Origin of the sequence: Caballeronia sp. RCC_10, from assembly GCF_041360715.1 — a bacterium.
GTDB lineage: Bacteria > Pseudomonadota > Gammaproteobacteria > Burkholderiales > Burkholderiaceae > Caballeronia > Caballeronia grimmiae.
The window spans coordinates 12,327-24,661 of the sequence record NZ_JBFUPT010000021.1 but is presented as its reverse complement, the minus strand read 5'-3'; the positions used below and the strand labels follow the sequence as shown (position 1 = coordinate 24,661).

Annotated in this window: 9 protein-coding genes; 4 read left to right on the top strand and 5 right to left on the bottom strand. The window is 61.8% G+C overall.

The window, feature by feature from the left end:
* Positions 1–94: 94 nt before the first annotated feature.
* A complete protein-coding gene (locus tag AB6804_RS25520; protein ID WP_244793866.1) occupies positions 95–661 on the bottom strand; it encodes a flavodoxin family protein in 567 nt (188 codons plus the stop codon).
* A 142-nt stretch (positions 662–803) separates the two neighbouring features.
* Positions 804–1,394, bottom strand: coding sequence for a YbhB/YbcL family Raf kinase inhibitor-like protein (locus tag AB6804_RS25515; RefSeq protein ID WP_370888797.1), 591 nt, complete (start codon positions 1,392–1,394; stop codon positions 804–806).
* Between the two features lie 279 nt (positions 1,395–1,673).
* Here AB6804_RS25515 and AB6804_RS25510 point away from each other — a divergent pair, with 279 nt between their 5' ends.
* Positions 1,674–2,387, top strand: coding sequence for a response regulator (locus AB6804_RS25510; RefSeq protein ID WP_370888796.1), 714 nt, complete (start codon positions 1,674–1,676; stop codon positions 2,385–2,387).
* Between the two features lie 84 nt (positions 2,388–2,471).
* Here AB6804_RS25510 and AB6804_RS25505 read toward each other — a convergent pair whose 3' ends face one another.
* On the bottom strand, positions 2,472–3,158 hold the full coding sequence (locus AB6804_RS25505) for an orotate phosphoribosyltransferase (protein WP_309763861.1): 687 nt from the start codon (positions 3,156–3,158) through the stop codon (positions 2,472–2,474).
* A 559-nt stretch (positions 3,159–3,717) separates the two neighbouring features.
* On the opposite strand from AB6804_RS25505, the gene AB6804_RS25500 reads away from it, so the two are divergent.
* Positions 3,718–5,991 (top strand): NADP-dependent malic enzyme, encoded by a 2,274-nt coding sequence (locus AB6804_RS25500; RefSeq protein WP_370888795.1) that lies wholly within the window; start codon positions 3,718–3,720, stop codon positions 5,989–5,991.
* Positions 5,992–6,401: 410 nt separating this feature from the next.
* Here the strand turns inward: AB6804_RS25500 and AB6804_RS25495 are convergent, their stop codons facing one another.
* A complete protein-coding gene (locus tag AB6804_RS25495) occupies positions 6,402–9,983 on the bottom strand; it encodes an indolepyruvate ferredoxin oxidoreductase family protein (RefSeq protein ID WP_370888794.1) in 3,582 nt (1,193 codons plus the stop codon).
* A 288-nt stretch (positions 9,984–10,271) separates the two neighbouring features.
* Between AB6804_RS25495 and AB6804_RS25490 the strand changes: the two genes are divergently transcribed.
* Complete coding sequence (locus AB6804_RS25490) at positions 10,272–10,475, top strand: hypothetical protein (protein WP_370888793.1); 204 nt, start codon at positions 10,272–10,274, stop codon at positions 10,473–10,475.
* Between the two features lie 93 nt (positions 10,476–10,568).
* Here AB6804_RS25490 and hppD read toward each other — a convergent pair whose 3' ends face one another.
* Entirely contained in the window at positions 10,569–11,672 is a 1,104-nt protein-coding gene (hppD, locus tag AB6804_RS25485; RefSeq protein ID WP_370888792.1) for a 4-hydroxyphenylpyruvate dioxygenase, read from the bottom strand.
* 143 nt (positions 11,673–11,815) lie between these two features.
* Here hppD and AB6804_RS25480 point away from each other — a divergent pair, with 143 nt between their 5' ends.
* Positions 11,816–12,319, top strand: coding sequence for an Lrp/AsnC family transcriptional regulator (locus AB6804_RS25480; RefSeq protein ID WP_035962374.1), 504 nt, complete (start codon positions 11,816–11,818; stop codon positions 12,317–12,319).
* Positions 12,320–12,335: the final 16 nt, after the last annotated feature.

Genomic DNA, 12,335 nt, shown 5'->3' with positions numbered 1-12,335 from the left:
GCCTGCCGCAAAAGCGCCATTCTAAGTCGTTTCCGAGACTGGTTGATGTCGCGGCGCGCAGCAAACGCGATGCGCCCCCGTAATGCCGCCCGGCTTACCGGCCGGTCCAGCGCGCCGTGACGGCGGCGATGCGCGCGCCGAACGCTTTCGCCGTTTCCAGATCGCCAACAGGCGGCGCTTCTTCAGGCGATGCATCGGCGGGAGATTGCGCGAGCAGCCCGGTGAAGCCGCCGACGAAGTTCAGGTCGTTGCGCGTCGCGGCCTTGGTGTTCGACGGCATCATGCCGGTGCCCGCCCAGATCATTCCGTGCTGCATCGCGAGCGTGACGAGATAGGAGATCGTCGAGAACTTGTCGCCGTTCATGGTTGCGGAGTTGGTGAAGCCGGCCGCAATCTTGTCCTTCCATTTCTGCGCGAACCACGGTTTCGAACTCGCATCGGCAAACTTCTTGAAGTCGGCGGACGGCCCGCCCATGTAGGTCGGCGCGCCGAAGATGATGGCGTCGGCGGCGTCGAGTTCGGCCCAGGCTGCGTCGTCGATCTCGCCGACAGGTAGCAGTTTCGCGTTCGCGCCGGCGTCGTTTGCACCCGTGAGCACGGCTTCGGCGACTTTCTTCGTATGACCGTAGCCGCTGTGATAAACGATGATGATGTTCGACATGTTTCCCTCTTGCCTGCCGGTCCGCCGATAACGGCGCGGCGCGCCGGACGCGAATGGCCCGATGCCCGCGGCCAGTCTAGCAAGAAGAAATTCGCGGCTACTGGGGCGAACGCACGCAGGAAGCGAAATAATCGCGACGCGCCTATCGCTTGAGGGTGAAGGTGATTTGCGCGCTGGCGATGGCCATCGTGCGGATTTCGTGCTCGAACATGAGCGCGGGCGTGCCCTGACGCAGCCGCAGTTCGTTGCCATTGAGCGCATACACCGTCAAGACATAGCGATGCTCCTTGCCCGGCGGCGGACACGGGCCGCCATAGCCTTCGGTGTCCCAGTCGTTGCGCGCTTCGACCGCGCCGAGCTTGTGCAGCGCCCCGGACGCGCTCGCATTGGCCGGCAAGCGCGTGACGTTCGCCGGAATGCCGGCGACGGCCCAGTGCCACCAGCCGCGTCCGGGCGCATCGGGGTCGAAGATGGTTATCGCAAAACCACGGGTCTGCGCCGGCGCGCCGCGCCACGCAATCTGCGGGGAGCGATTGCCACCCTTACAGTCCGACTCGTTGAAAAGCAATTCCCGGCCGACGGGTTTGCCCGGCACGAGATCCGTGCTCGAAACGGCGAACGCCGGCTCTGCCGCCACGACGCGTGTAGAGGACAGAATCGCCAGCAAACTGATTGCACTCGAGGCAACTACGGCAGCATTTCTCCAACGCATGATCCGGCATGCGACGCGCATGGCTGACTCCAGGCAGGGGCTTTCGCGCGTATAGCAGCGTTTCGCCGACTGCAACGATGTTTTTTGTCTCAGTGATGCGCTTCATACGGAGATGCAGTTTAACATTGCAACAAAGCATTAAAAGGTTGATCCTTGGGACTCAACCTATAGCGCAAATTCAGTGGCGTTCTGTATTGCGCTTCTGAAGGCGGTCACCACACCAGACTCTGTTGGCCAAAATATGAGCTATTTGACATTGTTTCGCGTGGCAGTCAGTGAACCGAATTTGGGGAAGAATGAATGAGCCAGCGAATACAGGTCATCATCGCAGACGACCACCCGGTGATTTTGTTCGGCGCCACTCAGGCACTCAGCAAGTTTCCGGAAGTGGATGTAGTCGGACAGGCGCGCCAGTCGACCGAACTCGTCCAGCTGCTCCAGAAAACGCATTGCGACGTTCTGGTGACGGACCTCGCCATGCCCGGCGGGTCTTACGGCGACGGCATGCCGCTGCTCGGCTACATCGGCCGCCAGTTCCCGAAGGTGCGGCTCGTCGTGCTGACGATGCTCGAAAATCCGGCCTTGCTCAAACGTTTGCGCGAGGTCGGTGTCATGTCGATCATCAACAAGGCCGACGACATGAACCACATCGGCTGGGCCATCCAGCACGTCATGCGGGGGCAGGAGTATCTCGGGCCATCGGTGAAGGCGGCGCTTGACAGCATGGGTATCGGCGCGAGCGGGCAGCAGCGCGGCGTCATCCTGTCCAAGCGCGAACTGGAAGTGGTGCGCCTCTTTGTGTCCGGCATGACGATTACCGAAATTGCGGGCCAGTTGCGGCGCAGTATCAAGACCATTAGCACGCAAAAAAACACGGCGATGCGCAAACTCGGCATCGAGCGAGATTCCGAGTTGTTTCAGTATGCGCAAAGTAACGGGTTAATGAATCTCTCCGCGTATTCGGGCGACGGCTCGCTTGAAGATTCACCGTTGCCCAACCCCAACCCGCTATAGCAGTTAATTGGCGCGGGAATAAGAAAAGCCGCTGACTCGAATCAGCGGCTTTTTCTTTTTCATGCATTAAAAACAGCGAATGATTTATTGCGGCGCTGCGGTGGCGCCGCCGTGCGCGGCGGACCATTCTGCCGGCGCGTGCAGGAATTTCTCGACTTCATCGAGCGTCCGGGTCTCGAAGTAACCCTGCTCCTTCGCGACGCGCAGCACGTCCCACCAGGTCGCGAGCGCGTGCAGATCGACATCGATGTCTTTCAGCACCGACACGCTTTCCTTGAAGATGTTGTAGTGGAAAAGCACGAAGCAGTGATTCACCGTGGCGCCGGCCGTGCGAAGCGCGTTGATGAAGTTGATCTTGCTGCGGCTGTCGGTGGTCAGATCTTCGACGAGCAGCACGCGCTGGCCTTCGGTCAGCAGGCCTTCGATCTGCGCATTGCGGCCGAAGCCTTTCGGCTTTTTGCGCACGTATTGCATCGGCACCATCAGGCGATCGGCGATCCACGCGGCGAACGGAATGCCGGCAGTCTCGCCGCCCGCGACGGCATCGATCTGTTCGTAGCCGACATCGCGCAGGATCGTGGCTTCCGCCATTTCCATCAGGCCGCGGCGCACGCGCGGATACGAGATCAGCTTGCGGCAGTCGATATAAACCGGGCTCGCCCAGCCGGACGTGAAGATGAACGGTTTTTCCGCGTTGAAATGCACCGCCTGCACTTCGAGCAGCATCTTGGCGGTGGTGTCGGAGATCGTCTGGCGATCAAAGCCTGTCATGGGCGAATCCTTGGACTGATATGACGCTTCGAGAAGCGAGAAGGCGGCGCGAGGCCCGGGCGTATGGGCGGGACGCGAAACGAGCCGTCTTTCGAAGGACTGTTCCACTTGTCCCTGCGCGCGTGTCGACGGGACTTTCGACGCCCTGAAGCGCCGGTGTCCCATGCACGGCTAACCGGCGATTTTACCCGAGGCCGCGCGCCTCTTGTCACAGATGTTTACGGCTCGGCCAAACGCTGCGTTCATTCGTCACTCGCCTGCGGCTGCACGCGCGCTACACGCGGCGATTCGCGCGACGCTCCAACGCAGCCACGCCATGGATCGCAATGCTGCTTCGCGTCATTGCAAGGGCGCGGTGTACACTGAACGTCCAAAAAAAATCGAGCCTTCGTCCGCCCGCTTCACCCCCGCGGGACGCGACGCCGTGTCTATCCGACGCGCCGGCCGACTGAAAAACAAGGGTCCATTGATTCACACCCCCACTCATTGTTCGAGCGGTCGCAGGCTGTGATCCCTGTTCGAATAAATTTCCAAACGTCTCAGGATAATCAGGTCAATCATGGACGAACAACTGAAGCAAAGCGCTCTCGCGTATCACCAGAATCCCCGTCCCGGCAAGATTTCGGTCACGCCGACCAAACCGCTGTCGAATCAGCTCGACTTGTCGCTCGCGTACTCGCCGGGCGTCGCGGCCGCTTGCATGGCCATCTTCGATGAGCCGCTCGACGCGCAGAAGTACACGTCGCGTGCAAACCTCGTCGGCGTGGTGACGAATGGCACGGCCGTGCTGGGTCTCGGCAACATCGGCCCGCTCGCGGCCAAGCCGGTGATGGAAGGCAAGGGGTGTCTCTTCAAGAAGTTCGCGGGCATCGACGTGTTCGATATCGAACTGGACGAAACGGACCCGGACAAGCTCGTCGACGCGATCGCGATGCTTGAGCCGACGCTCGGCGGTATCAATCTGGAAGACATCAAGGCGCCCGAATGCTTCTACATCGAAAAGAAGCTGCGCGAGCGCATGAAGATTCCGGTCTTCCATGACGATCAGCACGGCACGGCGATCATCGCATCGGCGGCGATTCTCAACGGCCTGAAAGTGGTCGGCAAGAAGCTGGACGAAGTGAAGCTCGTGTGCTCGGGCGCGGGTGCGGCGGCGATCGCGTGTCTGGATTTGCTCGTGCATCTGGGCCTGAAGAAGTCGAATACGCTCGTCACCGATTCGAAGGGCGTGATCTACGAAGGCCGCGGCAATCTCGATGCTTCGAAGGAGCGCTATCAGGCAAGCACCGACGCGCGCACGCTCGGCGATGCGATGCACGGCTGCGACGTGTTCCTCGGTTGTTCGAGCGCCGGCGTGCTGAAGCCGGAGATGGTCGCGACGATGGCCGAAAAGCCGCTGATTCTCGCGCTGGCGAATCCGGAGCCCGAAATCCGTCCGGAGGAAGCGAAGAAGGTGCGGCCGGACTGCATCATCGCGACGGGCCGTTCGGACTATCCGAATCAGGTCAACAACGTGCTGTGCTTCCCGTTCATCTTCCGCGGCGCGCTGGATGTCGGCGCGACGACGATCACCGAAGAGATGAAGCTCGCGTGCGTGCGCGCGATCGCGGAACTGGCGGAAGAAACCGATCAGGGCGACGAAGTCGCGAAAGCCTACGAAGGCCATTCACTCGAATTCGGTCCCGAGTATCTGATTCCGAAGCCATTCGATCCGCGTCTCATCATCAAGATTGCGCCGGCTGTCGCACAGGCTGCGATGGATTCGGGCGTCGCGACGCGTCCGATTCAGGACATGGACGCGTATCGCGAGACGCTCGGGGCGACGGTGTATCGCACGGGCATGGTGATGCGCCCGGTGTTCGCGGCGGCGAAGGCGGCGCCTGCGCGCATCGCGTTTGCGGAAGGCGAGGACGAGCGCGTGCTGCGCGCCGCGCAATTCGTGCTGCTGGAGAAGATCGCGAAGCCGATCATCATCGGCCGTCCGGCGGTGGTCGAGATGCGTTTGCAGAAGATGGGCTCGAAGCTGAGGCCGGGCGTCGATTTCGAGGTCGTGAATCCGGAAGACGATCCGCGTTATCAGAAGAGCTGGCAGGCGTATCACGAGATCGCCGCGCGCGAGGGCGTGACGCCGGAAAGCGCGAAGGCCGCGCTGCGCAAGTTCAACACGCTGATCGGCGCGATCCTGATCCATACCGGCGATGCCGACGGCATGATCTGCGGGCTCATCGATACGTATCAGGATCACCTGAAGTTCGTCGAGCAGGTGCTGGGCAAGGCGGAAGGCGCGAACAACTTTGCGGCGATGAACCTGCTGATGCTGCAAGGCCGGAACCTCTTCATCAGCGATACCTACGTCAACGAGACGCCGACGCCCGAGCAACTGGCCGACATGACGATTCTCGCGGCGCGCGAGATCGAGCGATTCGGCATACAGCCGAAGGTGGCGCTGGTGTCGAACTCGAACTTCGGCAGCGTGCCGAGCGCGTCGAGCAAGCGCATGGCCGAAGCGCGCAAGCTGCTGGCGCAGCGTGCGCCGGATCTCGAGGTCGATGGCGAAATGCACGGCGATGCGGCGCTGTCGGAGAGCGTGCGCAAGGCGTCGTTCCCGGGGACGACGCTGCATGGCGAGGCGAATCTGCTGATCATGCCGAACGTCGAGGCGGCGAACATCACGTACAACCTGCTCAAGATGGTGAGCGGGGAAGGCGTGACGGTTGGGCCGTTCCTGTTGGGTGCTGCCAAGCCGGTGCATATTCTGACGCCTGCGGCGACGGTGCGGCGGATCATCAATATGACGGCGGTGGCGAGCGCCAATGCGAGCGTCGCGAAGTAAGCGTTAGCGAACTGCGTTAAAGACGGCGATCCGGGGAACCGGGTCGCCGTTTTTTTTTGGCCGAGTCGATACGCGGTTGTGGGACGGTCGGTGAAATTTTGCACCCGTCGCATGGAAATCATCGTTGAAACTTCCGCGCATTCGGCGAAGCCTCGGCAGCGGCAATCCGCGTGCGCCCGCTGGCGGGACAAGGCTTCAGCATCGCGTTGCGCGCCGAATGCAGTCGAAGCATGCGACAGCAATATGCATGTCGGCATGCACCACGCAGCGCCCTTCGAGCGAGTGACGCCCGACGAAGCGCAGCGCTTCATCGCTGAGAAATTTGGGAGGACCGGTGCGACGATGCCTTCACGCGAACACCAAAGAAAAAGGCGGTCCTTGCGGACCGCCTTCGTCATCGCAGACGCCACTCACGCCACCTGCCGCTTCTCCCCGCCTTCACGATCGCGCCACCGCGCCAGCAGCTTTTCCCACTTCACCTTCGCCGCCTTGACGTTGTTGTCCTTGATGTGGCCATACCCGCGCATCGAATCCGGCAGGCTCGCCAACTCGATGGCCAGCGGCAGCTTCGGCATCGTCAATTGGGCGATCAGTTCCCGGACGAGCGCCTCGTACTCGCCGATCAACGCCCGCTCCATCTTCCTTTCTTCCGTCCGCCCGAACGGATCCATCGCCGTGCCGCGCAGGAATTTGAGGCGAGCGAGAACGCGCATCGCCGGCATCATCCACGGGCCGTACTGCTTCTTGACGAGCCGTCCGTGTGCGTCCTTCTTCGAAAGCGCAGGCGGCGCGAGATGGAACTTGATCTTCCAGTCGCCTTCGAAGCTGCTCTTCACCTTCTCGAGGAAAGCCGGATCGGCATATAGACGCGCGACTTCGTATTCGTCCTTATAAGCCATCAGCTTGTGCAGGTTCCTGGCGACCGCTTCCGTCAACAGAAAATCGCTGGCTCCAAGCGCCGCTTCCGCCGCACGCACCTCCGCGACGAGCCGTCCGTAGCGCGCGGCATACGCGGTGTTCTGATACTTCGCCAGGTAGTCGAGCCGCTTGTCGATGAGCGTATCGAGCGCCTTCGGCGTGTGCAGCGTGATGATCTTGCCCGGCGCGGCGCCGTCCTGCGTCTGTGTCCCATGAGCAAGCCGCGTCACGGCTGCAAGATCATGCGCGGCGCGCCGTCCCCATTCGAACGCGGCAAGATTCTTTTCGACTTGCACCGCATTCAGCTCGATCGCCCGCACCAGCGATTCATGCAGCAGCGGCAGCCACCCCTTCTGCCACGCATATCCGAGAACGAACGGATTCGTGTAGATCGCATCGCCCATGAGCGCGACGGCGAAGCGGTTCGCATCGACGAGCGAGACATGCTCGCCCGCCGCCGCGCGGATATCGGCTTCCGCACTCGCGCCCGGAAAGCGCCAGTTCGGGTCCTTGATGAACGCGGCAGTCGGCGTCTCTGCACTGTTGACGACGACGCGCGTATGCCCCGACTGCATCCGCGATCCGCACTCGTCGCTCGCGGTCACGATCGCATCGCAGCCGATGACGAGATCCGCCTCGCCCATCGCGATGCGCGTCGCGTGGATATCGGCGGGGCGGTTCGCGATCTGCACGTGGCTCATCACGGCGCCGCCTTTTTGCGCGAGGCCGGTGACATCGAGCACGGTCACGCCCTTTTGCTCCAGGTGCGCCGCCATGCCGAGCAGCGCGCCGATCGTCACGACGCCCGTACCGCCCACGCCCGTCACGAGCACGCCATACGGCCGCCCGATCGGAGGCAGGTCAGGCGTGGGAACGGGCGGCATCGCATCGCCGGCGACGCTCGTCGCCTTCGGCTTCTTCAACTGGCCGCCTTCGACCGTCACGAAGCTCGGGCAAAAACCGTTGAGGCACGAATAGTCCTTGTTGCACGTCGACTGGTTGATCTGCCGCTTCGTGCCGTATTCGGTATCGAGCGGCTCGACGGACAGGCAATTCGACTTCACCGAGCAATCGCCGCAACCTTCGCACACGGCCTCGTTGATGACCACGCGCTTCGCCGGATCGGGAAACGCGCCACGCTTGCGACGGCGACGCTTCTCCGTGGCGCAGGTCTGGTCATAGATCAGAATCGACGTGCCGGCAATCTCGCGCAACTGGCGCTGAATGTCGTCGAGTTCGTCGCGATGATGCACCTCGATGCCCGGCGCAAGCCCGACGTCCGGCGTGTACTTCTCGGGCTGATCGGTCACGACGACGATCTTCGTTGCGCCTTCCGCCGCCAGTTGATGCGTGATCTGCGGCACGGTCAGCACGCCGTCGACGGGCTGGCCGCCCGTCATCGCGACCGCGTCGTTATAGAGAATCTTGTAGGTGATGTTCACCTTCGCCGCGATCGCCGCGCGGATCGCGAGCAGGCCCGAGTGGAAGTAGGTGCCGTCGCCGAGATTCGCGAACACGTGCTTGTCGCCGGAAAACGGCGCTTGTCCCACCCACGCGACGCCTTCGCCGCCCATCTGGCTAAACGTGCTCGTGTTGCGGTCCATCCAGACCGTCATGTAATGACAGCCGATGCCGGCCATCGCGCGCGATCCCTCCGGCACGTTCGTCGACGTGTTGTGCGGGCAGCCCGAGCAGAACCACGGTTTGCGCTCCGCTTCGACGCGCGGCCGCGCGAGGGCTTTTTCCTTCGCTTCGATCACCGCGATGCGCGCCGCGATACGCGCGCGGACATCGGCGGGGAGATCGAACTTGTCGAGCCGCGTGGCGATCGCCTTCGCGATGATCGCCGGCGATAGCTCGTAATGCGCTGGCAGCAGCCAGTTGCCCATCGGCACCGACCATTCGCCGCCCGCGCCGTCTTTTTCGTCGAACTTGCCGAAGACGCGCGGACGCTGCGCATCCGGCCAGTTGTACAGTTCTTCCTTGATCGCGTATTCGAGAATCTGGCGCTTCTCCTCGACCACGAGGATTTCGTCGAGACCGCGGGCGAATTCATGCGCGCCCTGTGCTTCGAGCGGCCATACGCAGCCGACCTTGTACAGCCGGATGCCGATTTGAGCGCAGGTCTGGTCGTCGAGGCCGAGGTCGGTCAACGCCTGACGCACGTCGAGATACGCCTTGCCAGCCGTCATGATGCCGAAGCGCGCACGCGGCGAATCGATCTCGATGCGGTCAAGCTTGTTCGCGCGCACATAGGCGAGCGCGGCGTACCACTTGTAGTCGAGCAGACGCGCTTCCTGCACGAGCGGCGGATCGGGCCAGCGGATATTCAGCCCGCCTTCGGGCATCGCGAAATCGGTCGGAATCACGATTTCCGTGCGATGCGGGTCGATATCCACCGACGCCGACGATTCCACCACGTCGGTCACGCACTTCATCGCGACCCAAAGGCCCGAGTAGCGGCTCATCGCCCAGCCGTGCAGGCCGAAGTCGAGATATTCCTGCACGTTGGACGGAAACAGCACCGGCAACCCGCACGCCTTGAAGAGATGCTCGGACTGATGCGCGAGCGTCGATGACTTGGCGGCGTGATCATCGCCGGCGAGCACGAGCACGCCGCCGTGCTTCGACGATCCGGCCGAATTGCCGTGCTTGAAGACATCGCCGGAGCGATCGACGCCGGGGCCTTTGCCGTACCACATCGAGAAGACGCCGTCGTATTGCGCGCTCGGATAGAGGTTGACCTGCTGCGAGCCCCAGACGGCCGTCGCCGCGAGATCTTCGTTGACGCCGGGCTGAAACACGACCTGATGCGCGGCGAGATGCTTCTTCGCCTTCCAGAGCGACTGGTCCAGACCACCGAGAGGAGAACCGCGATAGCCGGAAATGAAACCGGCGGTGTTGATGCCAGCGGCTTTGTCGCGTTCTTGCTGAAGCATCGGCAGGCGCACCAGGGCCTGGATGCCGCTCATATAGGCGCGGCCGCGTTCGAGCGTGTATTTGTCGTCGAGTGTGACGGATTTCAGCGCGGCTTCTAGCGAAGCTCTTTGTTCTGCGTCTAGCGGGGCGTTCATTATGTGTCTTCCTCCACCCGAGTTTGGGATCACCAAAGCATATTTCGGGCCGTCGCGCCTTGTGGACGCGTTGGCCGGGACTTCAAGTGTGCCGACGCGGTCGTTTCTAAGACAGTGGGACAAACCCGTTTTCGAGCTGGGACAGGCTGCGCGGGCCTGAACGGCGCGACGAGTTTTGTTACAGGTGTAAAAGTGACCGAACTGCGGAACCCTCGTTCAGGGCTGTGTCTAAACGGGCGCCTGGCGCGGTTTCCAGGTGTCGCACACGCAGTCATAAGGAGAAATTAAATGAAGCAACGCCACATCCAGAGTTTCCTGATGGTCTCGGCGGCCTTTTTCGCGATCAGCGCGCCGATGAGCGGCGCACGCGCGAACTCGCCGTTAGGGGCAACGTCCGCTCCGCAAGTCGTGCAGGCGCGCGCGCAAGTTGCGCAGACGCGCACCAGCGAGCGCCGCGATTCGGAACGCAGCAACGACGATACGGCGAACTGACGCGCATCGTAGCGGCCGGTTTTTTCAAGAATCCGCCGCCCAAAGCAAAAGGGACATGAATGAAGCATGTCCCTTTTTGCATCTACTGCGCTTTTAACGGGCGCTGGTGTCCTTCAGCACGCCGCGCCGCATCTGATCCAGTTCGATCGATTCGAACAGCGCCTTAAAGTTGCCCTCGCCGAAGCCTTGATTGCCCTTGCGCTGAATGATTTCGAAGAAGATCGGCCCGATGTGGTTCTCGGTGAAAATCTGCAGCAGGATTTCGTCGCGCACGCCGTCGATCAGAATCTTGCGCTTGCGAAGCTCGGCGACAGTTTCGCCGTGGTTCGGCACGCGGCGGTCGACGAGCTCGTAATACGTGTCGATGGTATCCAGCAGCGCAATTTTCGCGGTGCGCAGGCCGTCGACGGTTTCGTAGATATTGTTCGTCCCGAGCGCAATGTGCTGAATGCCTTCGCCGTGATAAGCGTCGAGATATTCCTGGATCTGACCGGCGTTCTCAGAGCCTTCCTCGTTGATCGGAATGCGGATTTTGCCGCACGGTGAGGACATCGCCTTCGACTTGACGGCTGTCACTTTGCCTTCGATGTCGAAATAACGCGCTTCGCGGAAGTTGAACAGGCGCTCGTAGAACTCGGCCCATTCGATCATCCGCCCGCGATGCACGTTATGCGTCAGATGGTCGATATACGTCAGCCCGTGGCCAACCGGATTCGGGTCCGCGCCCGGAATCGGTTCAAAGTCGACGTCGTAAATGCTGATATCGCCGATGCTGCCCGGCTGCGCGCCGTTCTTGCCGCGCCAGCGGTCGACGAAGTAAATCAGCGAATCGCCGATGCCCTTGATCGCCGGAACGTTCAGTTCCATCGGGCCGGTCTTGTTGTCGAAGCCCCACGCGCCGAGGTCGAGCGCACGCTGATAAGCCTTGCCGGCATCCGCGACGCGAAAGGCGATTGCGCAGATCGACGGCCCGTGCAGGCGCGCGAACCGCTGTGCGAAGGAATCGGCTTCCGCGTTGATGATGAAGTTGATCTCGCCTTGCCGATACAGCGTCACGTTCTTGTGCCGATGCTTCGCAATGGCGGTGAAGCCCATTTGCTCGAACAGCCGTCCGAGCGCGACGGGATCGGGCGCGGTGTATTCGATGAATTCGAAACCGTCGGTGCCGACGGGATTTTCCCAGTTCGATGCGGTCATTGCGTGTCTCCTGATCTGTGCGGCGCTTGAGCGACGTGAAGACAAGTTTAGCGAGGAGGGCGCGCCAAAAACTTGCGAAACAAATCGCCGCTTTCTAAGATTGCGCACGAAGCTGCCAAGACAGGCCTAATTGGAGACAGAACATGGCTGAACCCGAAATCGACGCCATAGACCGCAAAATCCTGGCGATCTTGCAGGAGAACGGCCGGTTGTCGAATCAGGAAATCGCGGATCGCGTGAGCTTGTCGCCTAGTCCGTGCTTGCGGCGCATCCGGCGGCTGGAGGAGACGGGCGTGATTCGCGGATACGTCGCACTGCTCGACGCCAAAAAGCTCGGGCTCGGGTTGCTTGCCTACGTCAACGTGCGGCTGGAAAAGCGCGGTGGCATGCCGGTCGCCGCCGGGACGCCGAAACCGCCGACACACGGCGATCTGTTTCGTGAAGCCGTGCGATCGTGGCCCGAAGTCGTCGCCTGCGATGCGATGACTGGAGAGATGGATTTTTTGTTGCGTGTGCAGGTACGCGACATGGAGCACTTTTCGCGCTTCGTGGACGGTCAACTGCTGCACCATCCATCGGTGATCGACGTCCGCTCGAGTTTTTCGCTGGAGCGCATCAAGGAAACGACGGTGCTGCCGCTTCGTTAGCCGCGCAAAAAGAGAA